Below are 24704 nucleotides of genomic sequence, written 5' to 3'. Positions count from 1 at the left end.
CCGCAGCGACGCGACCTTTAGGTCGCACGAGCGAGGAAACCGCACCCCGGATGAGGTGCGGTCCACTCGAATCAAGAATGCGGCGTGACCAGATACTTCTCGCCAGTTTTCATCTGGCGATAATCAAGGATCGCTTCTTTGGTCAGCATCTCTTCCAGATTGACCTTCGCCTTGTAGTGGCTGGCGAATGTGGTGGTCAGGTTCTGCTGAACGCGGGTGCGCATCTTAACGACGGTCTCCATTCCGGCTTTCGCGAGGAACGGCGTGAGCAAGAAGCCAGAGACTGTCCATTGCAGACCGTATGAAGGGGTCAGGATGGTTGGCCCCAGATCAAGCCGCCCATACATGTACATCTTCTTGTCTTGGTTAGAGCCGTAGCGAGAGAACTCGTCCATCTTCGAGGATGCAACCTGCTCCATGGCTTTCAGCACGCCGTCGCTGGCCTGGCCGCCGCCAATCGGGTCAAAGCCTAGATAGGCGTCTGTTTCATCAATCGCTGTGCGCAATTGCTTCATGTAATCGTCGTCGGAAGAGTTGACGACGTGCTTTGCGCCGAGGCCCTTCAGCAGGTCTACATGCTCTTGCTTACGCACGATATTGACCAGTTTCATGCCGTCTTCAATGCAGATCTTGTTCAACATTTGACCTAGGTTTGACGCAGCGGCCAAATGGATAATCGCCTCGTGACCTTCCATTCTGGCGGTCTCAACAAAGGCAAGCGCAGTCATCGGATTGACGAAGCTGGATGCGCCGACCTCTGCGCTGTGATCGCCAAGCGGCAGGCACATCATCGCATCGGCAATTGCATATTGGCTGAATGCATTGCCGGGTACACAAGACACGCGCTGGCCCATGAGGGCCTTCGCCATATCGCTGTCGCCGGTCGCGATCACGGTGCCTGCGCCTTCATTGCCCGCTGGCAGACGTTGACCATGGCGGCCACGCTGACCCGACAGGAAAGGCTCCGGCATTTGCGCCACGACCTTGCCATGGGAATACTCCGCATTCTCAAAATCAGCTGCACTGGTCAGGATCGCGAGGTCCGATGGATTGATCGGGGCTGCTTCCATTTTAACCAGCACTTGATTGCCGGTTGGCTCTGGGAAGGTTGCGTCGGCGATTTCAACGGTCAGTGCACCGCCAACATCAAGCGTGGTGAAAAGCTGCTTACCAGTAGTCGTCATGGGGGTCTCTCCTAGATTGCTTTGATGCCTTGGCTAGGCCAGCGATCCACGCTTGGCTAGGGTGACGTTGCGTAAGGCAACGTAGAGGCCTCAAGCGTTGCTGGGATAGATCGCCTCTACGAAATACAGACCATGCGGCGGCGCGTTGTAGCCCAATCTCTGGCGGTCCCGCGCGGCAAGCGCTTCGGCGACTTCGCTCTCTGCCCAGGTGCCCATGCCGACCAATTTCAGACAGCCGACCATGGAGCGGACTTGATGATGGAGGAAGCTACGCGCCGCCGCATGTACATGAATCTCCGTGCCTAACTCGGTCGTGGTTTGCTTCACTTCGAGCAAATCGAGCGTCTTCACCGGGTCCTTCGCTTGGCACCTAACCGAGCGAAATGTGGTGAAATCATGCTTGCCGATCAGAGCTTGGGCAGCTCGCTGCATCGCGTCCACATCGAGCTCGGGGCCAACCTGCCACGCGCGGTTTCTCCCAAATGTCAGAGGCGCTCGGCGATTGATGATGCGGTAAAGATAGCGCCGTCCGGTGCAGGAAAAGCGTGCATGCCAATCCTCGTCTACTTTCTCGCAGGCGGTGACGGCAATCGGGTGAGGCCGCAATTGCCCATTCAACGCCTCCATAAATCGGAACGGAGTGAAATCTTTCTCGATATCCATGTGGCTGCGCATGGCGAGTGCGTGGACGCCGGTGTCGGTCCGTCCCGCGCTGAGCAATTGCGCGTCTTCACCGGTGATCCTGTGCGCGGCCTCTTCGACGGCCTGCTGTACGCTCGGCCCATGTTTTTGCCGCTGAAGGCCTTGGTAGGGCGAACCATCAAATTCCAGAGTAAGCGCAAAGCGGGTCACGTCAGGATTGTGCCTTTTGCCACCGCGTGACCGCGCAGAAAATCCGCGCGGTCCATCGCTGGCTTGCCGGCTCGTTGGAGGCGGATCGGGCGCAATGCTCCGTTTCCGCAGGCGACCGTGAGGTTATCGTCCAGAACTTCACCTACTGCTCCTGAGCCTTCGCATGCCTCTGCTCGCAGCAATTTCACACGCTCCCCGTTCAGCTCAAACCAAGCGCCGGGGAAGGGTGCAAGCCCGTGAACATGGTTTGCCAATTCTGTGGCTTGTCTCGACCAGTCGATCCGCGCCTCCGCCTTGTCGATCTTCGGTGCATAAATCGCCGCATCATCATCCTGCACTTGGGGCGTGATGTTCGGCAGGTCAGCGAGCACTTCGATCATCGCATTGGCGCCAAGCTCGGCCAGTTCCTCGGTCAGTTCGCCGGTCGTCTTGTCCAGAACAGGCGTGGCCACTTTGGAAAGCATTGGGCCGGTGTCGAGCCCGGCCTCCATCTGCATGATTGTTACGCCGGTTTGCTCGTCGCCAGCCATCACCGCACGGTGGATCGGCGCAGCCCCGCGCCAACGCGGCAGCAGCGAGGCATGAATATTGAGGCAGCCATGCGTCGGTGCATCCAGTACAATTTTCGGCAGGATCAGACCGTAGGCCGCCACCACGGCTACATCTGCGTCGATTGCCGCAAACTCTGCGCGTGCTTCGTCCGATTTCAGCGATTTGGGATGACGTACGGGTAGGCCCAGAGCTTCCGCCTTCTGTTGCACAGGCGATGGACGCAGCTTTTTACCCCGGCCCGCCGGACGAGGCGGCTGAGTGTAAACACACGCCACTTCGTGACCCGCTTCATGCAGAGCGGCCAAGGCCGGCATTGCAAAATCAGGCGTTCCCATAAAAGCAATTTTCAGTTTTGGGCGCATAACGCCTGACCCCGGCCTTTCTCAAACTTCGCCAAGCCCCTATCTCTCTGCCCATGGCATCGCAAGAGATCGAAGCGCTCTCCAGCACATTGGCCCGGCTTCCCGGGCTTGGGCCGCGCTCTGCCCGGCGGGCTGTGCTTTGGCTGGTGAAGAACCGGGAACAGGCGCTGCCTGCTCTGCTCGATGCACTCGGCGCGGTCAGCGAGACATTGGTTGAATGCGCGACCTGCGGCAATGTCGATACGAGTGATCCATGTGGTATCTGCGCAGATCACCGGCGCGATGCAAAATCGCTTTGCGTGGTGGAGGACGTCGCCGATGTCTGGGCGCTGGACCGAGCGCGGCTGTTTTCAGGGCGCTATCACGTGCTCGGCGGTCGTTTGTCGGCGCTTGACGGCATCGGCCCAGAAGACCTCAACATCACCGATCTGCTCACCCGTGTGGAAGGCGGTGAAGTTGACGAGGTTGTGCTGGCGATGAACGCCACGCTGGAGGGGCAAACCACCGCGCATTACATTGCGGAGCGGCTTGAGCCCTTTGGTCTGCGCATCACGCAACTCGCGCATGGTCTGCCCGTGGGCGGAGAGCTGGATTATCTTGACGAAGGGACGCTGGCTCAGGCGCTCAGGGCTAGGCGGCCGGTGGATTGATCGTTCTTGTTTAAGGCCTAGCCAGCCCGCGCCCTCCACCCTTCCACCCGGAGCAGTTTCGGATACCATCCGGGTGGAAGGGTGGAGGGCGCGGGCTGGCTCCGGCAACGCGACCAATGAACGTCCAATCACACTGATCGGACCCTTCTGCTTGCGGGCGCAGGCATCACGCACTAAATCACGCTTATGGCTATTCGTGAAATCCTAGAAGTGCCGGATCCCCGGCTCAAAATCGTGTCTGAACCTGTCACAGAGTTCGATGACGAATTGAAAACCCTCGTCGCTGACATGTTCGAGACGATGTATGATGCGCCCGGCATTGGCCTCGCAGCAATCCAAGTCGGCGTGCCCAAACGCTTGCTGGTGATCGATCTGCAAGAGCCGGATATGGACGCAGAGCCAGAGGAATGCGGCCACGATCACGGCGATGGCCAGGGCGCGCATAAGCACTATCCGGTGAAGAAAGAGCCGCGCGTTTTCGTAAATCCCGAAATTCTCGATCCGGCAGAGGAGCTGGCCACTTATCAAGAAGGCTGCCTTTCCGTTCCAGAGATTTACGCCGATGTAGACCGTCCGGCGACATGCCGCGTGCGCTATCAGGATGTTGAAGGCAACACGCACGAGGAATCGCTCGAAGGCATGATGGCGACCTGCATCCAGCACGAGATGGACCACCTCGAAGGCATTTTGTTTATCGACCACCTCTCACGCCTGAAGCGAAGCATGGCGCTGAAGAAGCTGAAGAAGATCAGGCAGGCGGCTTAAGAAAACCGATCTTGTGGAGATTTTTGAGAATATCGCCGTTGGTTTTGTAGGCCTTGCGATCGCGTCGCTTGTTTGGATCGTGATTGGTTTTGCGTTTCATTCCACGGTGGGGCAGAACATTGAGATTGATGAAGACGCCCCACAATCAAAAGCATCTCATCTCGTTTATGGCTTCGTTTGGTTGCTGCTAGCTGTGGGATGGGCATATCGTTCTTGGACGATGTACTATGGTGAATCTCGCGATTGGTTATGGATCGCTATTGCTACATTGGCCTCTCTGATGGCTCTTGCTGTGAGCGTTCGTTCCTTTCGAGATGCGAAGCAGGCTACGTAAGTCCCAATTATCGTCAAAACAGGTATGGCGTTCCCCGTCCGTTCCGCATAAGGTTACGCGATGGATACGACCCTTCTCGCGATTATCGCTCTTATTCTCGGCCTGCTCGTCGGTGGCGGCGCGGCGTGGTTTTTTGCTTCGCGTCCGACAGCGGAACTGCGCGAGCGTCTGAGCGAGAAAGAGGGTGAGTTTAAGCAGGCAATCGCGGAACTGGGCGAGGCGCGCATCGAGGTCTCGGCGCTTGGCGAGAGGGCCGCGCGAGCAGACAGTCTCGCCAGCGATCTGGACAAGGCACGCGAGGAAAACTCGGGGTTAAAAGCGCAGGCCGCGACCTTTGCTGAACAAAAGCGGCTGCTAGAGGAATCGCGCGGGGCGCTGCTGAAAGAGTTTGAGAACACCGGCGCCGCTGTGCTGGGCAAGGCGCAAGAGGCATTCCTGCGCCGCGCAGAGGAGCGCTTCAAGCAATCGGAAGAAACCGGTGAGGCCAAGATCAAATCCCTCTTGCAACCGGTTGGCGAGCGGCTGGAAAAATACGAACGTCAGGTGGAAACGCTAGAGAAGCAGCGGGTCGACGCCTTTGGGCAGTTAAACGGTCTGATCCAATCCATGCGAGAGGGGCAGGAAGAGGTTCGGCGCGAGGCGCAGAGGCTCGGCAATTCGCTGACCAATGCGCCTAAGGCGCGCGGGCGCTGGGGTGAGCGGGCGTTGCAGAATGTCCTCGAACAATGCGGGCTCGCGGAACATACGGACTTTCATCTTGAACAATCGATGGAGACCGACAGTGGGCGCCTGCGTCCCGATGCGATCATCAATGTGCCGGGGCAAAAGAAGCTGGTGATCGATGCGAAAGTGTCGCTCAATGCTTATCAGGCGGCGTTCGAGGCGGAGGACGACGGCGAACGCGCGCGCCACCTCGACCTGCACACCAAGAGTATGCGCAATCACGTGCAGACGCTTGGCTCGAAAAGCTATCAGAGCCAGTTTGAGGACGCGCCCGATTATGTCGTGATGTTCGTGCCGGGCGAGCACTTCGTTGCCGCCGCGCTGGAGCACGATCCAGAGCTGTGGGATTTTGCCTTCAGCAATAAGGTGCTGCTGGCCACTCCGACCAATTTGGTGGCAATCGCACGCACGGTCGCGCAGGTCTGGCGGCAGGACAAGATGGCCGGCGAAGCGCAGGAAATCGGCAAGCTCGGCGCAGAATTGTATGACCGATTGCGGGTTGCGGCTGAGCATATGAAGCGTGTTGGCGGAGGCCTCGAAACGGCGGTTGCGAATTACAACAAATTTGTCGGCAGTTTTGAGCGCAACGTGCTGACATCGGGCAAGCGCTTGGCCGACAAGGGTATTGAGATCGGCAAGCGCGAGATTGAAGAAGTGCCGCTGGTCGAAAGCGCGCCGCGCTACAACGCACAGGATGCTGCCGAGGTGCCGGATGATCTTGGCGCGCTCGATGACAAACGCGATGCGGCGGAGTAGCCGAGCCTTCCTGCCCAACGCCACCATCTTGTTCATGGCCACCGCTTGAAAAACAACAGAGCGTGTTGCCATTTTTTCAAGACCTGCCTAGGCCTCTGCACGCCCAAAGATGGGTACTGAAGGGGACTAAATAATGAAAAAGACAAATCTTTTTGCAGTAGCAACTGCAGCAGCTCTGACGCTTTCAGCGTGTGGCGGCGAAGCAACCGACGCGGCCGCAGAAGGCGCAGCGGAAGAAACCACCGAAACCGCAGCGGTTGAAGATTGCAACGAAGAGACCCTGGTCGCCAAGGCAACCGAAGTTGGCGAGAAAATGAAAGAGCTCGCTAACGATCCAGAAGCAATGCAAGCCATGGCTGCCAAGCTTCAAGAAGTTCAGGCGCAAGCTCAGGAAGAAGGCTACGATGTAGCTGCTGCATGCGCAGTTTACGACGAGATGCTTGCTGAAGGCTAAGCGCTCATCACATTGAGTATTCGATCGGCGAGGCAGGGCTAGGCTCTGTCTCGCCGATTTACTTTGGAGGAGGGCGCGCGTTCGGAGAGGCGCTTACTTAGTTCGGATCTAACCCTCTAACCCGGCCAGCACTTCATAGGCGAGCACCGCCCCCGCCACCGCCGCGTTGAGCGAATCCGCGCGGCCCCGCATAGGCATGGTCACACGCAAATCGCACTCCGCCTCGTAAGCCTCGGGCAGGCCTTGTGATTCATTGCCCACCAAGATGAAGCATGGTGCACTATAATCGGCATCGCGATAAGGCACGGCATCTCTAAGGGAAGCCGCGACCAATTGGCCATCCCCATCTCTCAGCCAGGACAGAAACTCCTCCCAACGCGCTTGGGCAATACCTTGTGTGAACACCGCGCCCATACTCGCGCGTACGGCCTCTGCGCTGAAAGGGTCGGCGCAATCGTCAATCAGGATCAAGCCACCTGCACCAACGGCGTCACAGGTTCTCAGCATAGTGCCCAAATTGCCGGGATCACGAAGGTCTTGCGCCACCATCCAGATCGGCGCAGCCGTCCGGTCCAGAGCGTCGAGTGAGGTGTTAAATTCGTCAAACACACCGACGACGCTTTGCGCGTTCGACTTACCAGTGATTTTGGTCAGGATGTCGGGCGTGGTGGTGATAACCTCGCCGCTGCGGCGGTCAGCACCTCATTCTCCAGCGCATCGAGCAGGCAGTGTTGATCACGCACCGCCGCCATCACCAATGTTCGGGGGATATGGCCGCATTCGCGCGCATCGGTCAGCAGGCGCAGACCCTCGGCCAGGAATTGCCCTGCGCGCTTGCGATGTTTCTTATCGCGCAGTGAGCGCAGATATTTGACCGTGGCGTTGGAGAACCCGGTGATATTCTTGCGTCCGGGCTCGAACGTGTCATTTGAGGTGTCAGGCATCGGCCCGCTCACTCCTCGCCAAAGCCATCTCCGACGAGTGCGCACAATTCTTCAAGCACAGTCTCCGCCCCATCGCCTTCAACGATCAAGTCGACGCTGTCGCCTTTCGCTGCGCCCAGCATCATTAGGCCGAGGATAGAGCCGCCAGCGGCTTCATTGCCGTCCTTCGCAACGCGCACTTTGACACTCTCAGGAAGGGCAGCAACCGCCCCGACAAACTTGGCGCTCGCCCGGGCGTGAAGACCCCGCTGATTAACGATTTCCATGGTCCGGCGTGTTTCCGTCATGCCTGAGCCTTGCTGGGTTTGGCATCATCCCCGAGAAGCTCGCTGGCGACGGTGATGTAGTTCTTGCCGGCGTGCTGCGCGGCATCCACCGCTTCCCGCACGCCCATCTTGCTGCGTGCACCGGCCAGGCGGATTAGCATCGGTAGATTGATCCCTGCAATCACTTCAACCTTGCCGCTATCAAGCAAAGAGATGGCGAGATTGGAAGGTGTTCCGCCGAACAAATCCGTTAGGATGATTACGCCGCTTCCGCTTTCAACTGCCGTGATCGCCTCGGCAATATCCTGACGCCGCTGCTCCATATCATCATTGGGGCCAATGCAGACTGTCGCGATGTTTTCCTGAGGACCAACGACGTGCTCCATCGCATCGACAAATTGCTCCGCAAGGCGGCCATGGGTGACCAGAATCAAACCAATCATGTGTGAAGTCCGGGTCCGTTCGTTACCTGCGGCGCGGGGCATTGAGACAGCAATGCCGAGGCCCAATCGTTGCGAGAAGGTTCAAATGCGTCACCCACGTTCGATTTCGTCGGCGGCGCGAGAGCCCAAATTGCGGTGTCGGACAGTGGGCGAAAACCCTGCCTCGCGCAAGCCTTTGGCCATCTCTTCAGCGGTGAAAACTGAGCGGTGTCTCCCTCCGGTGCAACCAAAGGCGACGTGAACATAGGCTTTGCCTTGCGCCTCATAGCGCGGCAGCAAGGTCAGCAGGAGGTCGCGGATCTGCGCAAAAGCCTGAGCAAATGCGGGGTCGCTGGCGACATGTTTGGCGACGGGTTCGTCTTGGCCGGTTAGCTCGCGCAGTCCGTCAACCCAGTGCGGATTGTCGAGAAAACGCATATCAAACACCATATCGGCAAGCGGCGGCATTCCGCGCGCAAAGCCAAAACTCGAGATGGTGAGCGTGGTGGGTTTGCCGGTCTCTTTGCTGAACAGGTCGCGCACATGGTTTTGCAATTGATTGCTGGCGAGTTCGCTGGTGTCGATCACGATATCGGCCCAGCGCCGCAGCGGGTCGAGCAATTCACGCTCTGCCTTGATGCCCTCTTGCAGCGGGCGGCCTTGCGCCATTGGGTGGCGGCGCCGGGTCTCATTGTAACGCCGCTCCAGCTCTCCGCTGGCGCAATCAAGGAACATGAAAGTGATCGAGATGTCCTGGCGTTTCGCCAGCTCTTTGACGAGCTCAATGATGTTGCCTGGCACAAATCCGCGCGTCCGCGAATCGAACCCGATCGCCAGTGGCGCGCCTTGTTGATCTGGGTTGGAAATGAGACGTTTCAGCAGACGAACCGGGAAGTTATCAATCGTTTCCCAGCCCATATCCTCCAGCACGTCGAGTGTGGTCGACTTGCCCGCGCCTGAAAGGCCTGTGACGAGCAGGATTTGCTGGCGTTGATCGCTTTGTGGGTGCGGCTGGTTCATGTGCGAATAATTGCCTTTGCGTTTGCGACCCTCAGGTGCGTTCTTCGCGCCCGTCTCATCGGATTGCAAGCTCGCTCTGTCGTCCATGGAGCTTCAGTGCCCATAGCGCCCGTTCTGCCGGAGCGATTTTACCAGGTACGAACGGCAGGGTTGGTATGGCGTAACCAAGCAGATCACGGGTGTCGGCGACTTCGCGATAGCGCGGTGCGTCATCAGTTAAGGTCAGGATAAGCGCGAGCGGTGCGCTAGCCGCAGGCAGATCGACGATTCCCACGCCTCTGATCTCCAGCTTTCCGGCAATGTTGGGCGGGGGCGTAGCAAGCACCTGTTCGCCCTCCTGAGTAAGCGTGACGCCATCATCACCGATTAGCTTCGCTCCACGTTCGATCAGAGCGAGTGTAAGAGAGGATTTGCCGCTGCCTGGCTCGCCTTCAATCAGCAATGCCTGCCCATCAATGGCGACAGCGCTGGCCTGGACAAGCAGCGGCTTCATTTCCGTCAAACCGCCGCTGGCAGATGGAGACGCAGGCAAGCACCGCTTTGTCCATCAGAGCGGCTTTCCGCTACTAGGGAGCCGTCGTGCGCTTCGGCGATGGCCCTTGCGATCGCGAGCCCTAGGCCGGAATGATTCCCGAAATCCTCGTTGTCTGGACGGATGGAATGGAACCGCGTGAACACCTTTTCACGCGCGTCTTCTGGAATGCCTGGGCCTTCGTCGCAAACGGTCAGGGCGACGCATTCGCCGTCATTCTCAATCTCGACCAATATCGGGGCCTTAGGCGGCGAGAATGACACGGCATTGTCCAGCAAGTTCTCGACCACCCGTTCCAGGCGCGGGCCAACACCGATCACATTGGCAGAAAATCCGCGTGTTCTCAGGATGATTTCGCGATTGCGGTTTTCAGCGCGATCTTCGCGGCTGCCGATGATGGCTTGCACCAGATCAGACAGATCGATCCGCTCCAATGTGGCGCGCGACATCTCGGAGTCGATCCGACTTGCGTCGGAAATCTCGCTGACCAGGCGGTCGATCCGGCGCACATCATGGGTCGCAATGTCAGTGAGTTTCTCGCGCGTTTCCGCGTCCTCAACGCGCGGTAGCGCTTCGATTGCGCTGCGCAGGCTGGCAAGCGGGTTCTTGATCTCATGCGCGACATCAGCGGCAAAGCTGTCGACCGCATCGATCCTGTGGCGCAGCGCCCCGGTCATGTCGGAAACCGCGCGGGCGAGCAGGCCGATCTCATCTCCGCGCTCTGGCAATCGAGGGACTTCGACTTCGCGCTCTCGGCCTTGGCGTACTCTCACCGCCGCTTTGGATAGCAGACGCAGCGGGGTGACGATTGTGCGAGCGAGGAACAGCGACAAAAGGAAAGACGCAAACAATACGAACAGGACCGCCACGACCAGGGTCGAACGCGCCGCGCGTACTGCCTCTGTAATGTCGACTGCGTTGCGCGTGGTGAGCAGGGTTGCACCATTCAACCCAACCGGAGCGGCCGCCGTGATAACAGGTGTGCCATCGCGCCAATCATACAGAGTAATCTGGCTGATCCCTTCTTCGCGTGCAGCGACCAATTCTGGCCAATCATCGGCCTGGTCCGATTCCTTCTCGACATAATCAGTGACTGGCTTTGCGCTGACGACGGTATCGACCGCACGGTCTAGCCAGCGGGCAAAGCGCAGGTTCCAATCATCGTCGCTGATGTCATCAAATTCAAATGCAGGGCCATCTTCGTCAAGCGCGAAGCTGTCCGCCCAAAGCAACCCTTCTGAATCGAACATGCGCATGCGCATCCGCTGCTCTTTGCCGATTTGCACCAGCAAGGCCTCTTGTCGTTCGCGAGTGACGCCAGCTAGCGCTTCGGCTGCGATCTGAGCTTCGATCCGGGCCAGCTTAAAGCGTTCATCGAGCAGCTGAGTGCGGTAGCTATCGATGTAAAACAGTCCGCCGCCCAGGAACAGCAATGGCAATAGGTTCACGATCAATATGCGGGCGGTGAGCGAGAAACGGCCCGTTAGACTGAGACGTTCCACTCCTTGATCCAAAGTTGGAGCATCATCTTCAACCATCGGTGAAGCTGTAGCCTGCCCCATAGAGTGTATCGATTGCGCCAAACTGCGTATCGACGACGCGGAATTTGCGCCGCATGCGCTTGATATGGCTGTCGACCGTTCGGTCATCCACGAAGATATCATCGGGATAGGCTGCGTCCATCAATTGGTTGCGGCTCTTGATCACGCCGGGGCGCGCAGCCAGCGCTTCGAGGATCAGGAACTCTGTGACCGTCAGGCTGACCGGCTTCTCATCCCAAGTGACGTGGTGGCGTGCGGGGTCCATATACAGCCGCCCGGTTGAAATGCTGGGATTGACCGGTTCAATTTCCTGCGTCTCTATCCCGATCGCTTTGCTGGGGTCGGCGCGGCGCAAGATCGCACGGATACGCGCGATCAGCAGGCGCAGGCTGAACGGCTTGGCGATGTAGTCATCCGCGCCCAGTTCCAGACCAACTTCCTCGTCCAGCTCATCGTCTTTGGAGGTGAGGAAGATCACCGGCAGAGCAGTGTGTTCGCGCACCTTGCTGAGCAATTCCAGACCGTCCATCTTCGGCATCTTAATGTCGAACACGGCCAGATCAGGGGGATTATCGAGCAGCGCCTTCAGCGCAGTTTCGCCATCTGAATAGAGCCGGGTCACGAACCCTTCTGCCTGCAGCGCAATCGAGACGGTGGTGAGGATATTGCGATCATCATCGACCAGAGCGATGGTCACTTCATCGCCTTTGGTAGGCTCTGCCTTGGTCATCATATCGCTGGTGCTATCGCTCATTCGTCATGTCTCCCAGCCACTTAGTCTGTTTAGCCCGTGCTTGGTTATACTGCCTTTGCAGGGCGGGCGTCACGCCATGAATAGCCGCATCAAGCGCCATAAACAACGCGGGCGTTTTGGGCGCAAGCGCAGCTTGCATAGATGGCAGTAGATATTGCGCTTACCGCGTTTGACGATGCTGCCACACGCATCTATGCACACGTATGCATAACGGACCAGCGCGAGCCACTGGCGCACCGCAAGACATTCAAATGCGGTTGCCGGGGAAGCAATGTTTCCGGTTTCATAAATTGCACAACCATATTGGTTCAGGAGAAATGCGTTGACCCCGCTTGCCCACCCTCTGTCATCACAGGGTATTGAAACCTCAGCTGAAATTCGCCCTAACTTTGGCACTCCGGAGCTTGTCGAAGCCTCGATTTCCAGCGGCGAAGGCGCCTTGTCCAAAGACGGCGCATTGGTTGTGAAAACTGGTGCACACACTGGGCGCAGCGCCAAAGATAAGTTCATCGTGCGCGATTCTGTTACTGAGGACACGGTGTGGTGGGGCAAGGTCAATGCCTCTATGACGCCAGAGCACTTTGCTGCTTTGAAGCGAGATTTTCTCGCTGCCCTTGGCGAGAAAGAAACCCTCTATGTCGCGGATCTATTTGGCGGATCGCAAGCGGAACACCGCGTCAATGTGCGTGTGATCAACGAGCTTGCGTGGCACAATCTGTTCATCCGCACTCTGCTGGTCCGTCCAAACACCGACGAACTTGAAGGTTTCGCGCCTGAATACACGATCATTGATCTGCCCAGCTTCCGGGCCGATCCGGCGCGCCATGGCACGCGCGGTGAGACGGTGATTGCGGTCAATCTCTCTGAAAAGCTGATCCTGATTGGTGGGACGAAGTACGCAGGCGAGATGAAGAAGAGCGTCTTTGGTATTCTCAACTATCTGCTGCCGACCAAAGGTGTGATGCCGATGCATTGCTCGGCCAATATCGGAGAGGACAACAAAACGGCGGTGTTCTTTGGCCTGTCCGGCACAGGCAAAACAACGCTCAGCGCGGATGCTTCTCGCACCCTGATCGGTGATGATGAGCATGGCTGGTCCGATACTGCAGTCTTCAATTTTGAGGGCGGTTGCTATGCTAAGATGATCCGCCTGTCCGAAGAGGCTGAGCCGGAAATCTACGCGACCACCAAACGCTTTGGAACCGTGCTCGAAAACGTGGTGATGGACGAACAGACTCGCACACTCGACTTTGACGATAACTCACTGGCTGAGAATACGCGCGGTGCCTATCCAATTGATTACATACCCAATACCAGCGCGGACAATCTTGGGCCAGTGCCCAGCAATGTCGTGATGCTGACAGCGGATGCGTTCGGTGTGCTGCCTCCGATTGCGCGGCTGACACCGGAACAGGCGATGTATCACTTCCTGTCTGGCTACACGGCTAAGGTTGCTGGCACAGAGATTGGCGTGACCGAGCCAGAGGCGACCTTCAGCACCTGTTTTGGCGCACCGTTCATGCCGCGTCACCCGAGCGTCTATGGCAATCTGCTGAAAGAACGCATTGCCAAAGGGGGCGTGCAATGCTGGCTTCTCAACACAGGTTGGACCGGCGGCAAATATGGCATTGGCAACCGCATGCCGATCAAGGCGACGCGTGCATTGCTTAACGCGGCGCTGAACGGTGATCTCGATAATGTTGAATATCGCCGTGACGACAATTTTGGCTTTGATGTGCCCGTCCACGTGCCAGTGTTGGCCGAAGCTGGGATCGATCAAACGATCCTCAACCCGCGCGAGACATGGGCTGACAAACGCGAATATGATGCGACTGCTCACAAACTCGTGCAGCTGTTCATCGACAATTTCTCAGAATTCGAAGCCCATGTTGACGAAGGCGTGAGGCAGGCCGCACCGGATGCACCGGTCGCCGCATAACACAATTTTACAGTTGGAGAGGAGGGCCCCGCCCGGCGAGACAGCCGAGCGGGGCCTTTTCATTTGCGGCCTTTGCGCGCAGACTGCCGCAATCAAGAATCACCAAAGAAGGATCACCAATATGAGCATTCTCGACAGCATCATGCAGCAAGTTTCAGGCTCACCAGACACGGTTGCGAACCTTGCAGAAAAGGTTGGAATTGATCCTGCAATGGCCGAAAAAGCTGTTGCCGCACTGGGTCAATCGCACGCAGAAGATGGCGACACAGTAGAACTCGCTGCAGAGAAAACGGGCATCGACACCGGCATGCTTGGCTCAATCATGGAACAAATGGGCGGAGAAGGCGCATTGGGCGACCTTTCCTCCAAATTGCAGGGCGGCGAAGGCGGCCTCGCAGGTCTAGCCTCGATGCTTGACCGTGATGGCGACGGAAACCCGATTAACGACGTGATGGGCATGGCCAAGGGCCTCTTCGGGAAGAAGTGATCGCGATATTTGATCGAAGGGAATAGCCATGAGCTTAGGCCAAATTTTACAGCAAACCGGCGCGATTTCATCGATGGCGCGCGAGCTTGGTATCGATGAGAGCACGGCCAAGACGGCCGCTGGCGCTTTGCTCCCGGCGATTGTCGCCGGGATGGGGCGCAGCGCAACCGGCGGCACGTCGACCCCTGATCCAATGGGCGGGCTGGGCGGACTTGCTGGCGCTATCCTGGGCGGCGGTTCAGGCGGTGGCGGTCTGGGCGGAGGCTTGCTCGATGTGGTGCTGGGCACTCAGGCGACGCCTATCAATCAAGGTAATGATATCCTTGGCAACATCTTTGGCAGCAAGGATGTGAGTCGCTCGGTCGCCGGGGAAGTTGCCTCTATGACCGGGATTGACGAAGGCATTTTGAAAAAGATGCTGCCGATCCTCGCGATGGCCGCTGCCGGTTATATGGCGAAACAGGCTACTGGCGGCGGCACTACCTCACCTAGTGGATCAACAGGTGGCGGAGCGCTGGGAGGCATCCTGGGCTCGATCGTGACCGGGATGATGAGCCGCTGACTTAAGGCGCATGAATGGGCGGAGGAGGTCTACTCCTCCGCCCCACCCTCATAGTCATCCTCACCGGGTGCCGCTGGAACGCTGACCTGAGCAACCGGCGCGGTTGCCGCCAAATCGCGGCTGGTTATCACCGTGCCTTCTTCGGTTTTGTCGAGCAGCGCGATGATGTTCTTCACCCGCTCTGCTCGTTTTCCGCCATGCGGATCATTGGCGATAGGCTGTAACGAGTCTCTTGCGATGGCAATCTTGCCTTCCTGTAGCTGCATCATCGCAGCTCGCATCCACAGACCTTTATCGAATGGCGCGAGCTGTGCGGCGCGTTCCAGCGCATGCTTGGCGTTTTCGGGCGGCTTGATGCCGCGCTGAACGAAGCTGCGATAGTAGTAAATCAGTGGCAGTGGATGATTGTTCTCGATTTGGTTGAGTTGCGAAAATGGCTTCATCGCCAGATCGATTGCAGCCTTCTTGTCCTCCGCATCGCGCGCCATGCGGAACAGGGCATAGCCCTTTTGCACATAGGGGTTGGTTCGAGCTGGCTCGATCGCAATGGCTGCATCGGCAGCGGCGATTGCTTCCGCATCATTGCCTGCGTCATATTCCGCTTCTGAAAGAGCTGAAAGTACTCCGGCATCACCGGGGTACTTTACAGCAATTTTTCGTGCGTCCGCGAGTAACTCGGCAGCTGTCTCTTCGTCAACTCCGCGTTGTGAGCGGATGCGGACCGGCATCATCTCTGCCTCGCCCTTGGGCAGCTTGCGCAGGGTCACTTCGCCAATTGGGAGCATTTCAGGCGTCAGACTGAATCCAGACATGCGTTTCCGCAGATAGGATCTTAGCTCTTTTTCCAGTTGATCCAGATCACCAAACGCCTTCTTGCCTGCCTCAAGTGAGGATAGGCCAGAGAACATCTCTGCTTGGTATTTGTCGAGCTGTCCCATCCGGTCCTGATTGAAGATCAGGTAGTGGTAGAGCAGCCAGCTGCGCCCATAAAACGCATCATGGCGTTTGCCGCGATTGCGTTCATACAATTCATGATCAAGCAGCTCATAAATGCTGACATCAGCGGAATTGAACAACTCATTGGCACGGTGTTGCGCCGGGAGCCCAATTTGAATGCCGCCGTTGCTTGGGAACGATGCTGACGCGAAAAATTCAGCCGCACCTTCATTGAGCCAACGCGGCATGCCGAAGCGTGATCCAGAGATCAGGTAATGGTGTGCGTATTCGTGAAGCAGGACGATAGTCGAGAAATCCGGATAGCCGCTCTTATGACGAATATCCTGCACAAATGCCCGGCTTGCACCTGCTCTTGGAAGATAGAAGCCCGCGACATAGCGGCTCTTACTGGCCGAAAGCTTGCGAATGTCTCTTTGACTGCCAACGGCAAAGATCACCACTCGGTTTGAAGGACTGGGTTTTTCGACTTTCCGCTTTGTGAGCAATTCCATCGCTGCGTGGAACCGCTCAAGGTTTTGCGCATAGCGGCGAATGTCTTTCTCGCTGTCGTCAGCGTAAATCACGAAATGATCGCTCGATGCCTCGTACCAATCAGCCCTTGCTAAGCACAGCGCCTAGAAATGCGAATGTCAGTAAAAGAGATGCGAATAGACGCGCGAATACCATTGTGATTGCCCCGTTAGTGCGACCGAGCACTTTAGAAGTGCTCCTATTGCAAGCATAACGCCGTTTATTTGGGTTTCTAGTGCTTTGTTTAGCTTTCAAGGCCGTCAAGGTAGCTCCAGATTTGCGAGACGACGACTGACCCTTCGCCCACTGCGCTGGCCACGCGTTTCACCGATCCAGAGCGCACATCACCCACCGCAAAGACACCGTCCGTACCCGTTTCAAAGGGGAGGGTCGGCCCACCTCTGCGCCGGTTAGCACAAACCCGCGCTCGTCCGTGTCGACATGGCCAGAGAGCCATTTGGTGTTCGGCGCAGCACCGATCATGATGAAGAGCGCGCGCGTGTCCTGACGGGTGTCGCCCCCAGGTGTGTTGAAAGTCACCGCCTCCAGACGGTCCTCTCCGTGAAGCTCTGTGACGCTGGTGTTGTAGTGGATCGTGACGCGCGGATCGGCTTCCAACCGGCTAGAGAGATAGCTCGACATGCTTGCAGCGAGGCTGCCAGAGCGCACGACCAGATGTACGTGCGCTGCGCTGCGCGAGAGGTACATGGCCGCTTGCCCAGCGGAATTGCCGCCACCGATCACAACCGCTTCGGTTTTCCTGCAAAAGCGTGCTTCCATCTCGGTTGCTGCGTAGAACACGCCTGCGCCCTCAAGCTCCTGAAGCCGGTCCAACGGCAAGCGGTTGTATTGCACGCCAGTGCTGACGAGCACAGCACGCGCGCATATCTCGTCGCCGTCATCCAGTATCGCGCAGAACGAGCCGTCGCTGCGCCGCATCAGCTTGTCCACCCGGCGGGGCATCGCGAACCGCGTGCCGAACTTCAGCGCCTGGATCTGCCCGCGATAGGTCAGGTCCGTCCCGCTGATGCCGGTGGGAAAGCCCATGTAATTCTCAATCCGGCTCGATGTGCCCGCCTGCCCGCCAATCGCCATGTCCTCGATCAGAAGAGCCTCAATCCCCTCTGCCCCGGCATAGACCGCTGCGGCGACGCCGGCTGGTCCGCCTCCGACGATCAGCAAGTCGAAGGTGCGCTTTGAACAGATGCTGAGGTCCAATCCGAGGTGCTGGGCGACCTTGCGCGGGGTTGGATTATCCATCTTTTCGGCTCTGCCAACGATCACGGATGGCTGATGCCCGCTGAGGTCGCAGACCTGCGCGGTTTCCTCGTCAGAGGCATCCATGTCGAAGCTTTGGAAGGGGATCCGATTGCGGGAGAGGAAGCCCTCTACCTTTTGCACCGCCGGATCGCGGTCTGCGCCGATCACTTTGACAGAGCTGTTCTTCAGCTCAAACTGTCGCTGTCTGCGCGCTGCGAACACGGTGATGATATGGTCGGACAGCTCCGGCACCCGGCTCATCAGTTCCAGCATCGCCTCGCGCGGGGCCTCAATCACCCGAGTGTCTTTCGCTGCCCGCATCGGCAGGAACCAGTTCCCACCATTCATGAAGGCAATCTCGCCCATGAACTGCGTCGGACCGAGGCTGTGCTCGAACATCCGCTCACGCGAGTAGGGATCGATTACCTCAATCTCGCCATCAAGCACGTAGGTGAAGGTGTCCATCGGCTGGCCAACCTCGGCGAAGATGTGCCCCTTGGGATAGGTGCGCTCGGCCCCGATTTTGCATAGCTCTTCGACATGCGCATCGGCCAGCGGCACACGCCGCAGGGTCTCAAGGTCTTGTCCTAGCTGTTCCATGCGTGCCTCTCCTGAACCGGTAATGCTACAACATGGGGTCGCCGGGGTGTTGCTGCAATCCTGCGAAGCCTCGTCGCGCCCTGTCGGTTCGCCGCGCGCCATACACGCTTGGAACAGCTGGAACAGTGTTCTGGGGCGAAAAACCAATCGATCACAGAGCTGTTGATTGATCGCTTTTTTCGATCATATTCCGGACGCGATTTGGCCAGCGTTACGCGCGCTAAGCAATTGGTTGGGCGCAATGCTGAAAGACCGGACTGGAGCATTCTGCGGAGATACCGCAATCCTGCCGGGTAGGAAAATCAGGTCAGCAGCCCTCGCATGCCATCTTGCCGCGCCGATAGGCTCGGTATGTTTGCGCCGGGTATCGGAAGAGGCCGAGCAACATCAGTCCACGACATAGTGAGCGTGCGCGCCAGTCTGAATAGCAGCGAGCGCCGACTTCCCATGCGGCGACGAGCAATTCACCGCGAGCGCTGGTGTCGTAGCCGGTGTGCAAATGATGTGCATCGTGCTGTGCCAATATCTCGCGGCGCCAGCGGAAATTGGGAAGTGGAAGTTCAAATGGCCCAAGCGTTGCCATCCAGACGAGCGCATTTTCGTCATGCGCGGCAAATCCATTGCTGCGGCGAAAATCAGCGATTTCACTAGAGCGATGATCAACCATCGACTTGCGCCTGCTTGGCTTCGCTCGCCAATTCCGCCTGCCCCGGCGAAGCAATCGACAGCGCGCGCTCTGATACCGGCGAAATACCGGGCCGAGGCGGAAGGTTCGCGGGCAGCTTTATGTCCCATGCCAGGCCCAAATTTTTGAGCAGCCGGATAAACTGGAAACCAAGATCAATCTGCCCCGGATAAAGCCCATGCGCCGCCGACCTGGGAAAGGCATGGTGATTGCAATGCCAGCTTTCACCCATGGTTGGAATCGCCAGGATCGGCACATTGTGCGCTTGCAACGCGGCATCGTCCAAATGCCAATCTTGCGGCCCGCGCGTGTGGGCCAAATAGGAAATGTACCAATGCATGGAAACGCAGGCTGCCACTCTGACGACCACGCCCCACACCACCCAAGACCATCCGCCCATGGCATAGAGCGCGATGGCGAGCGGGATTTGATGCAGCATCCATGTGCGCTGAAGGAATGCGTAAAACCGGTCACCGGCAATCTCCGGCCCGGGATCAAAGCCCGGCGGGTGATCCAGGATCAGCTTGAAGTTGAGGTAGTAGAACCCCTCTATCGCCATTGGTTTGCCGTGCCGCAGAAACCAGTGGCAATCCTCCTCACGCTGAGCCCAATCGCGCATATCGTGCAGGCCAATGGTCCAAACCGGCCCGCCCATGCCCACCAGCGTGCCGAAATAGACCATCACGCGCTCCAGCCATTTGGGGCATTCAAAGCTGCGGTGGATCAGCCGACGATGAAAGCCGACCGAGTGGCCTGCGCATAGTGTCACCGCCGACAGCACCAGGAAGACGGCAAAGCCGCTCCATGAGAAAAACAGCGGGCCGAGCACCAATGCGCCTAGGATAAAGCCGGTGTTCCAGATGGATCGGGCCGGGTCCCAGACCACATGGCCTTTGCCCGGATCGGCCTGCTCCAAATTGGTCAATGAATTGACTTTGAACGCGGCGCTGCCGCTTTGTAGATCACTGCCCATTGGCGACTTCCTCCACCGGGTGCCTCATGATGATGTCTGATAAGAACAGCCGCGCGCTTTCCTTAGCTGCGAGTTGCTGCATCGGGCCGAAATACCACGCCGGATCGAGCAGCCGGTCATAGCGAATGGTCAGCGCCACACGCGTGCCGCCATTCGCCTTGGGCGTGAAACGAATATCGGTGCCGTCGATATCCATGTAATTGCCAAGATAGCTGTCGTTACGCGTGATCTTCGTGCGGATGTGATCGGCGCTGACTTTGTCGATACGAACATGCATCTCGCCCTGATGGGTGTTGGTGAACAGCCAGCGTTTGTAGGTGAAATGCAGAGTGTGCATATCGCCTGACGCCAGGCTGCCCGCTTGAATGCTGTCGGGCATGGGGAACAGTTCCAGAAACCAGTGCCGGTCGCTTTCAAAACTGATTGGTTGAGCCATATTGGCTTGCAGTTCCGCCACGCTGAGCGGGGTGTTCGCGACCAAAGTGGCGGTCGCTGAACGCGGCACCGTTGTTGCCGAAAACAGACCTTCGCTCACCAGCATCAGCACAAAAACAGGAATAGCGGCGACCTTGAACGTATTGGTTAGGTCGCTGCTGCCTTTGTCATCCAGGCTTTTGTCTCTCGCCAGCCATGAGAAGAAAAAGCCAATTGTTGCAAAGCCATAGTAGATCGGCATGAACATCAGTACGCAGATGAAGCCCTCAAACAGCAACGCTGAGGTCGCCAGAAAGACGATCGTCATAATCCGCATGTGGTTGAGATAGCGGTAGCGATATCGGGTGCTCTCGCTCGACTTGGTTAGGAATGCGAGCGCAACCGAGATGACGAACGGGATCAGAATATAGACCAGCGTCGACCCGCCGAAATCGCTATCCAACAGGGCCCGCAAAGTGAGCGTCGAAAACCCGACAATCGCCAGCAGAACCTTCCAGGAAATCCCCACTCGGTATCCCCTTAGGCCTTCGTTCCCGCGATATAACGATCGACATTCTTGGCCACCACATCGAGCGGTGAATTGCCGCCCAGGATCACAGCGGTGTTGAACGCTTTAAAGTCATAGGCCTCGCCCAGCTCAGCCTCTGCCCGCGCGCGTTGGCGCACGATTTCGCTGTGCCCGATCTTGTAGCTGCAGGCCTGGCCCGGCCAGCTACAATAGCGGTCCACTTCGCCAACGACCTCTTCAAACTTGCTGCCATTGCGTTCCACAAAGAACTGGCGGGCCTGATCGCGGCTCCAGCGTTTGGAGTGCAGGCCGGTGTCGACCACCAGACGGCAGGCGCGGAAGGCGAGGCTTTGCAAATAGCCCAGCCGCCCGACCTTAAAGTCGTCATAGGCGCCAAGTTCATCGGCGAGCTGTTCGCCGTAGAGCGCCCAACCTTCGCTGAATGCGCCAAAGGCCAGGATGGAGCGGATCAGCGGCAGACGATTGGAATATTCACCTTCCCAAACGTGGCCTGGGACCGCCTCGTGGAATGTGAGGTCCGCGAGATCATACTTGCGGTGCAGATCGGTGGTGCGCAAATTGATCCAGAACCGGCCTGGGATGCTGCCATCCTTGCTGCCCGCGCCGCCATAGGCACCGGGGGCGCCAGGCTCTTCATTAATGGGGATCCGGCGGACCTCCATATTGGGATCGACCAGCTCGTTAAAGGCGCGCGGCATTTGCGCTTTGATCCATTCGATCCGTTCATCGATGAAGGCGAAGATTTCCTCGCGGCCCGGATCGCCTTCGGCAAATTTGTAGCGTGGATCCTGGCTGAGTGCCTGCATGCGCTCGCCTACTGTGCCCTGGGTAAAGCCGATTTCTTTCAGGATCGGGTCCATCTGGCCGTGCAATTCGGCGAGTTCTTCCAGCCCCTGTTCGTGGATCTCATCGGGTGAGAGTGAGGTCGTGGTTGAGGCGCTGGTGGCCCAGGCGTAATATTCCTCGCCCTGCGGCTGGCTCCACATGCCGGGATCGCTATCCGCCTCGGCGCGCTGGGTTTTGAGTTCTTCTAGCTGACGTTCCAGCGCGGCGGCGATGTCGCCGGTGACAATCGCTTTGGCGCGGTCCACCGCATCGGCAGGCAGGCCCGCTTTCTCAAGATTGGCGGCCAGATCGCCGGTGTATGCGGTGCCATCGGCAGCCGCCGCGAGGCTCGATTCCATCTGTCCGATGGCTTTGTCGAGCAGGAAGTCTGGCGGCACGACGCCCATGGCGCGGGCTTCTTGCATGCGCTCAATCTCGCCATCCAGCACCGCCGGGATCTCGCTCAAGCGGCTGAGGTAATATTCGACGTCCTGCTCATTGCTCAGCGGCTGGCTGGAGCCCATCGCGCGCGGCATATCGATATAGGCGCCGACGTTCTGGATCACCACGTAAGGCGCGTTGCGCCAACTTCCGACTGCGACATCGCCGTAGGGGAGGGCGAATCCTTCGAGCGCCTTGGCAAATGCGCTTTCGACAACTTCAAAACTGGTGAGCTGATCGGGTGTCAGCCCGTCCTTGGGATAGTCCCTCGCGCCCTCGCGCAGGCGCTCCAAAGTGGCGGCATAATCGGCGCGGCCTTGCAGGCCCGGTGTGCCAAAGGTGCCGCGCCATGCGGCATAATCGCCGGTGTCCACACCCAGTCCGGTTGCGCGGCCAGGCTCATGGCTAAGCATTTCATAGCCGATCTTCTCCAGCGCCGCGTCAGGCTCCAGCGCGGCAAATTCGCCGCCGCTTGCCCCACCAATGCCCAGCTGTTTACAGGCTAGCAGCAGTGCCAATGCAGAAACGCCGCCAAGCCCGCTAAGGGCCTGACGGCGCGTGATGTTCATGTTTGAATGGGTCATGCAGGCGGTGTTACCGCGCGGCAGGCCGCTGTCAATCTGAACAATGGGTCAATCAGTCGAGAAACTCGGCTGGCACGGTTCCGCCGTTTTTGGCGAGTTCCTGCATGGTTTTCTTATGCAGCCAGATGTTTTCCTCAGCCGTGCCGGAATAATCGGTATCGCCTAGCTCCCCGGCCAATTCCTTGCGGTTGCCAAAGCTGGGATCAACCCCGATCAGCTTCATCAGATCGACAATCGATGTGCGCCAGTTGAGCGTGTCTGCGCCGTCCATTGCGTCGAGTCGGGCGGCGACATCAACATCGCTGATCGCGGCGGGCTTCGCTGCGGCTGCTGCGGCGACCGCTGCCGCTGCACCGGCGGCGGCTCCTGCGGCGGCGCCTGGTGATTTCTTTTCATCTTCGTCTTTGCCGAAGATCGCGCCTTTGATTGAACTGAAAATACCCATCTTGTCCTCCTATTATGTTTATGCGGGGTTGGACGTGGAATATTCCAACTCTGCGACAATTGCATTATGGCGCGATCCCCAACCAGAGGCAATTCGAACATGAACCTTGTGCTTTCAATCGTAATGCTGGCCGCCTTTGCTCTGATCATCGGGGCGGTGTTCCTGTGGCGGCGCACAGGCGCGATCAAGCAGCCAGCGCTGATGGTGCTGCTGGCGGTAATTGCGATTGGCAATGTGATGATCTGGACATTGCCGGATGCGAGCGGCAATTCACCGCTGGATCAGGTGGAGGCTGCCGGAGCAGAGGGTGCTGGTAACTGAACGGCCTTTGCCACCCCGCGCCCTCCACCCTTCCACCCGGAGTATTGTCGGATGCAATCCGAGTGGAAAGGCGGAGACGCGAGATGGCCTAGCCTTGGTAAGCAGGCCTCAATTCGGCAATTGCCAATTGATTGCGCTGGTGTAGATCCCTGCTGTCGGTGCGCCGCTTGAATCCATCGCAGGATCAAACCGCGCGCGTTCGGTGATCAGCGAACAGGTCGCCGTGTCGAGCGCGCTGTGCCCGGTGGAGCGCGTGATCGAGCAATTGGTGACCCGGCCAGAGGCGCTGACCTCCAGACTGAAGCTCGCTTTGCCGGAATAGCCGCGGCGGATCCAAGCCGAGCGATAGTCACTGTCCCGGACCCAGCGGGAGGCATCATTGGCAGGTTTCGCCGCAATTGGATCGAAGGTCGGCATACTAGGCGTGACCTCACCTACGCCATTGCCAATCTCCGTCCCCGGGATCGGTCCTAGGTAGATGTCACCGCCGACCGGCGGCAGCTTATCCGTGGTGTTTGTGAACGTGGGTTCGGTCGGAAAGTTGGTGGGTGTTGGCGGGATATAGACCTCCGGCAGAGTTGGACTCGTTTTCGGTGAGGTATCCGGTTCGGCGGTTGGCTCAGGCGGCGGGGCTGGATAATCCCTGTTTGGCAGTGGCCCAGTCCAGACTTCTGGTACATGGTCTTTCACTGCCAATCCGATAATTAGCAGGCCAGCGAAGGCGGCGGGAATGCCGATTGCTCCGATTATTGCGACCGGTTGGCCCGTTTGTTTTTGTGTGACGTAACTCATTGCAAGGCTCCTCTCTTCAAGGAGCGGCAACCTTGAGCGCTTGCTCGCACATAGGCGCCGCTCTGGAGTCATGTTACAACATTACATTTATGTGACAAGAACTTTCGAGTTGCGTTTCAGGACTTTATGTTTGGGGCCTCAAGCGCCGGCGGCGGTATCCGCCGCTTGATCGTTTTTTGTTACGCCCTCAAACGCCGGGCGCTCACATCTGTTCGCTTGGCTTCCGCGCCATAAGGCGCGACGGGCGG

Annotated in this window: 26 protein-coding genes and 1 pseudogene; 9 read left to right on the top strand and 18 right to left on the bottom strand. The window is 58.2% G+C overall.

Annotation, left to right across the window (positions count from 1 at the left end; translation table 11 throughout):
* Positions 1 to 71: 71 nt before the first annotated feature.
* From AC0V6Z_RS16090 to fmt, 3 genes are all read right to left on the bottom strand, one after another.
* Positions 72 to 1184, bottom strand: a complete 1113-nt coding sequence (locus AC0V6Z_RS16090; RefSeq protein ID WP_472639391.1) for a zinc-binding dehydrogenase — start codon at positions 1182 to 1184, stop codon at positions 72 to 74.
* A gap of 90 nt (positions 1185 to 1274) precedes the next feature.
* Positions 1275 to 2036 (bottom strand): tRNA pseudouridine(38-40) synthase TruA, encoded by a 762-nt coding sequence (gene truA / locus AC0V6Z_RS16085; protein ID WP_472639390.1) that lies wholly within the window; start codon positions 2034 to 2036, stop codon positions 1275 to 1277.
* A complete protein-coding gene (fmt, locus tag AC0V6Z_RS16080) occupies positions 2033 to 2938 on the bottom strand; it encodes a methionyl-tRNA formyltransferase (protein ID WP_472640946.1) in 906 nt (301 codons plus the stop codon). Before fmt ends, truA begins: the two co-directional genes overlap by 4 nt.
* 65 nt (positions 2939 to 3003) lie before the next feature.
* On the opposite strand from fmt, the gene recR reads away from it, so the two are divergent.
* From recR to AC0V6Z_RS16055, 5 genes are all read left to right on the top strand, one after another.
* On the top strand, positions 3004 to 3600 hold the full coding sequence (recR, locus tag AC0V6Z_RS16075) for a recombination mediator RecR (RefSeq protein WP_472639389.1): 597 nt from the start codon (positions 3004 to 3006) through the stop codon (positions 3598 to 3600).
* Positions 3601 to 3786: 186 nt separating this feature from the next.
* On the top strand, positions 3787 to 4365 hold the full coding sequence (locus AC0V6Z_RS16070) for a peptide deformylase (RefSeq protein ID WP_472639388.1): 579 nt from the start codon (positions 3787 to 3789) through the stop codon (positions 4363 to 4365).
* 13 nt (positions 4366 to 4378) lie between these two features.
* On the top strand, positions 4379 to 4699 hold the full coding sequence (locus tag AC0V6Z_RS16065) for a hypothetical protein (protein WP_472639387.1): 321 nt from the start codon (positions 4379 to 4381) through the stop codon (positions 4697 to 4699).
* Between the two features lie 60 nt (positions 4700 to 4759).
* Positions 4760 to 6178 (top strand): DNA recombination protein RmuC, encoded by a 1419-nt coding sequence (locus tag AC0V6Z_RS16060; protein WP_472639386.1) that lies wholly within the window; start codon positions 4760 to 4762, stop codon positions 6176 to 6178.
* 133 nt (positions 6179 to 6311) lie between these two features.
* Positions 6312 to 6632 carry a hypothetical protein gene (locus AC0V6Z_RS16055; protein ID WP_472639385.1) on the top strand — a complete coding sequence of 107 codons (321 nt, stop codon included), beginning with the start codon at positions 6312 to 6314 and terminating at the stop codon, positions 6630 to 6632.
* 108 nt (positions 6633 to 6740) lie between these two features.
* On the opposite strand, the pseudogene AC0V6Z_RS16050 reads toward AC0V6Z_RS16055, so the two are convergent.
* From AC0V6Z_RS16050 to AC0V6Z_RS16020, 7 genes and pseudogenes are all read right to left on the bottom strand, one after another.
* Positions 6741 to 7576: pseudogene (locus tag AC0V6Z_RS16050) on the bottom strand (TrmH family RNA methyltransferase).
* A gap of 8 nt (positions 7577 to 7584) precedes the next feature.
* Positions 7585 to 7863 carry an HPr family phosphocarrier protein gene (locus AC0V6Z_RS16045; protein ID WP_472639384.1) on the bottom strand — a complete coding sequence of 93 codons (279 nt, stop codon included), beginning with the start codon at positions 7861 to 7863 and terminating at the stop codon, positions 7585 to 7587.
* Complete coding sequence (locus AC0V6Z_RS16040; RefSeq protein ID WP_472639383.1) at positions 7860 to 8285, bottom strand: PTS sugar transporter subunit IIA; 426 nt, start codon at positions 8283 to 8285, stop codon at positions 7860 to 7862. Before AC0V6Z_RS16040 ends, AC0V6Z_RS16045 begins: the two co-directional genes overlap by 4 nt.
* A gap of 90 nt (positions 8286 to 8375) precedes the next feature.
* A complete protein-coding gene (gene rapZ / locus AC0V6Z_RS16035) occupies positions 8376 to 9284 on the bottom strand; it encodes an RNase adapter RapZ (protein WP_472640945.1) in 909 nt (302 codons plus the stop codon).
* 55 nt (positions 9285 to 9339) lie between these two features.
* Positions 9340 to 9816 carry an HPr kinase/phosphorylase gene (locus tag AC0V6Z_RS16030; RefSeq protein ID WP_486176509.1) on the bottom strand — a complete coding sequence of 159 codons (477 nt, stop codon included), beginning with the start codon at positions 9814 to 9816 and terminating at the stop codon, positions 9340 to 9342.
* Positions 9783 to 11354 (bottom strand): sensor histidine kinase, encoded by a 1572-nt coding sequence (locus AC0V6Z_RS16025; RefSeq protein ID WP_472640944.1) that lies wholly within the window; start codon positions 11352 to 11354, stop codon positions 9783 to 9785. The genes AC0V6Z_RS16030 and AC0V6Z_RS16025 overlap by 34 nt, the downstream gene beginning before the upstream one ends.
* Positions 11347 to 12111: a response regulator gene (locus AC0V6Z_RS16020; protein WP_472639381.1), complete on the bottom strand. Its 765-nt coding sequence runs from the start codon at positions 12109 to 12111 to the stop codon at positions 11347 to 11349. The genes AC0V6Z_RS16025 and AC0V6Z_RS16020 overlap by 8 nt, the downstream gene beginning before the upstream one ends.
* Positions 12112 to 12433: 322 nt before the next feature.
* Between AC0V6Z_RS16020 and AC0V6Z_RS16015 the strand changes: the two genes are divergently transcribed.
* From AC0V6Z_RS16015 to AC0V6Z_RS16005, 3 genes are all read left to right on the top strand, one after another.
* Positions 12434 to 14050 carry a phosphoenolpyruvate carboxykinase gene (locus tag AC0V6Z_RS16015; RefSeq protein ID WP_472639380.1) on the top strand — a complete coding sequence of 539 codons (1617 nt, stop codon included), beginning with the start codon at positions 12434 to 12436 and terminating at the stop codon, positions 14048 to 14050.
* Between the two features lie 121 nt (positions 14051 to 14171).
* On the top strand, positions 14172 to 14537 hold the full coding sequence (locus tag AC0V6Z_RS16010; protein WP_472639379.1) for a hypothetical protein: 366 nt from the start codon (positions 14172 to 14174) through the stop codon (positions 14535 to 14537).
* Between the two features lie 28 nt (positions 14538 to 14565).
* Positions 14566 to 15099, top strand: a complete 534-nt coding sequence (locus AC0V6Z_RS16005) for a DUF937 domain-containing protein (protein WP_472639378.1) — start codon at positions 14566 to 14568, stop codon at positions 15097 to 15099.
* Positions 15100 to 15128: 29 nt separating this feature from the next.
* Here the strand turns inward: AC0V6Z_RS16005 and AC0V6Z_RS16000 are convergent, their stop codons facing one another.
* The 7 genes from AC0V6Z_RS16000 to AC0V6Z_RS15970 form a co-directional block, all read right to left on the bottom strand.
* Entirely contained in the window at positions 15129 to 16619 is a 1491-nt protein-coding gene (locus AC0V6Z_RS16000; protein WP_472639377.1) for a DUF1570 domain-containing protein, read from the bottom strand.
* Between the two features lie 271 nt (positions 16620 to 16890).
* On the bottom strand, positions 16891 to 18426 hold the full coding sequence (locus AC0V6Z_RS15995; RefSeq protein ID WP_472639376.1) for an FAD-dependent oxidoreductase: 1536 nt from the start codon (positions 18424 to 18426) through the stop codon (positions 16891 to 16893).
* 307 nt (positions 18427 to 18733) lie between these two features.
* On the bottom strand, positions 18734 to 19093 hold the full coding sequence (locus tag AC0V6Z_RS15990) for a hypothetical protein (RefSeq protein ID WP_472639375.1): 360 nt from the start codon (positions 19091 to 19093) through the stop codon (positions 18734 to 18736).
* On the bottom strand, positions 19086 to 20084 hold the full coding sequence (locus tag AC0V6Z_RS15985; protein ID WP_472639374.1) for an acyl-CoA desaturase: 999 nt from the start codon (positions 20082 to 20084) through the stop codon (positions 19086 to 19088). Before AC0V6Z_RS15985 ends, AC0V6Z_RS15990 begins: the two co-directional genes overlap by 8 nt.
* Positions 20074 to 21027 (bottom strand): hypothetical protein, encoded by a 954-nt coding sequence (locus AC0V6Z_RS15980; RefSeq protein WP_472639373.1) that lies wholly within the window; start codon positions 21025 to 21027, stop codon positions 20074 to 20076. Before AC0V6Z_RS15980 ends, AC0V6Z_RS15985 begins: the two co-directional genes overlap by 11 nt.
* Positions 21028 to 21038: 11 nt before the next feature.
* Positions 21039 to 22898 (bottom strand): DUF885 domain-containing protein, encoded by a 1860-nt coding sequence (locus tag AC0V6Z_RS15975; RefSeq protein ID WP_472639372.1) that lies wholly within the window; start codon positions 22896 to 22898, stop codon positions 21039 to 21041.
* Positions 22899 to 22950: 52 nt separating this feature from the next.
* Positions 22951 to 23343, bottom strand: coding sequence for a DUF3597 domain-containing protein (locus tag AC0V6Z_RS15970; RefSeq protein ID WP_472639371.1), 393 nt, complete (start codon positions 23341 to 23343; stop codon positions 22951 to 22953).
* Positions 23344 to 23442: 99 nt separating this feature from the next.
* Here AC0V6Z_RS15970 and AC0V6Z_RS15965 point away from each other — a divergent pair, with 99 nt between their 5' ends.
* Positions 23443 to 23664 (top strand): hypothetical protein, encoded by a 222-nt coding sequence (locus AC0V6Z_RS15965; RefSeq protein WP_472639370.1) that lies wholly within the window; start codon positions 23443 to 23445, stop codon positions 23662 to 23664.
* 108 nt (positions 23665 to 23772) lie between these two features.
* On the opposite strand, the gene AC0V6Z_RS15960 is transcribed toward AC0V6Z_RS15965, so the two are convergent.
* Positions 23773 to 24456, bottom strand: coding sequence for a TonB family protein (locus AC0V6Z_RS15960; protein WP_472639369.1), 684 nt, complete (start codon positions 24454 to 24456; stop codon positions 23773 to 23775).
* Between the last annotated feature and the right edge of the window lie 248 nt (positions 24457 to 24704).

The organism is Erythrobacter sp. SN6-5, from assembly GCF_057364945.1.
Note: the sequence above shows the minus strand (reverse complement) of the source record. Positions and strands in the feature narration are given on the sequence as shown.

Excerpts from the sequence above, each read along its gene's own strand:
- AC0V6Z_RS16090 (WP_472639391.1), bottom strand. The coding sequence starts at position 1,184 with ATGACGACTACTGGTAAGCAGCTTTTCACCACGCTTGATGTTGGCGGT.
- recR (WP_472639389.1), top strand. The coding sequence starts at position 3,004 with ATGGCATCGCAAGAGATCGAAGCGCTCTCCAGCACATTGGCCCGGCTT.
- AC0V6Z_RS16070 (WP_472639388.1), top strand. The coding sequence starts at position 3,787 with ATGGCTATTCGTGAAATCCTAGAAGTGCCGGATCCCCGGCTCAAAATC.
- AC0V6Z_RS16060 (WP_472639386.1), top strand. The coding sequence starts at position 4,760 with ATGGATACGACCCTTCTCGCGATTATCGCTCTTATTCTCGGCCTGCTC.
- AC0V6Z_RS16055 (WP_472639385.1), top strand. The coding sequence starts at position 6,312 with ATGAAAAAGACAAATCTTTTTGCAGTAGCAACTGCAGCAGCTCTGACG.
- AC0V6Z_RS16045 (WP_472639384.1), bottom strand. The coding sequence starts at position 7,863 with ATGACGGAAACACGCCGGACCATGGAAATCGTTAATCAGCGGGGTCTT.
- AC0V6Z_RS16040 (WP_472639383.1), bottom strand. The coding sequence starts at position 8,285 with ATGATTGGTTTGATTCTGGTCACCCATGGCCGCCTTGCGGAGCAATTT.
- rapZ (WP_472640945.1), bottom strand. The coding sequence starts at position 9,284 with ATGAACCAGCCGCACCCACAAAGCGATCAACGCCAGCAAATCCTGCTC.
- AC0V6Z_RS16025 (WP_472640944.1), bottom strand. The coding sequence starts at position 11,354 with ATGGTTGAAGATGATGCTCCAACTTTGGATCAAGGAGTGGAACGTCTC.
- AC0V6Z_RS16020 (WP_472639381.1), bottom strand. The coding sequence starts at position 12,111 with ATGAGCGATAGCACCAGCGATATGATGACCAAGGCAGAGCCTACCAAA.
- AC0V6Z_RS16010 (WP_472639379.1), top strand. The coding sequence starts at position 14,172 with ATGAGCATTCTCGACAGCATCATGCAGCAAGTTTCAGGCTCACCAGAC.
- AC0V6Z_RS16005 (WP_472639378.1), top strand. The coding sequence starts at position 14,566 with ATGAGCTTAGGCCAAATTTTACAGCAAACCGGCGCGATTTCATCGATG.
- AC0V6Z_RS15995 (WP_472639376.1), bottom strand. The coding sequence starts at position 18,426 with ATGGAACAGCTAGGACAAGACCTTGAGACCCTGCGGCGTGTGCCGCTG.
- AC0V6Z_RS15990 (WP_472639375.1), bottom strand. The coding sequence starts at position 19,093 with ATGGTTGATCATCGCTCTAGTGAAATCGCTGATTTTCGCCGCAGCAAT.
- AC0V6Z_RS15985 (WP_472639374.1), bottom strand. The coding sequence starts at position 20,084 with ATGGGCAGTGATCTACAAAGCGGCAGCGCCGCGTTCAAAGTCAATTCA.
- AC0V6Z_RS15975 (WP_472639372.1), bottom strand. The coding sequence starts at position 22,898 with ATGACCCATTCAAACATGAACATCACGCGCCGTCAGGCCCTTAGCGGG.
- AC0V6Z_RS15970 (WP_472639371.1), bottom strand. The coding sequence starts at position 23,343 with ATGGGTATTTTCAGTTCAATCAAAGGCGCGATCTTCGGCAAAGACGAA.
- AC0V6Z_RS15965 (WP_472639370.1), top strand. The coding sequence starts at position 23,443 with ATGAACCTTGTGCTTTCAATCGTAATGCTGGCCGCCTTTGCTCTGATC.
- AC0V6Z_RS15960 (WP_472639369.1), bottom strand. The coding sequence starts at position 24,456 with ATGAGTTACGTCACACAAAAACAAACGGGCCAACCGGTCGCAATAATC.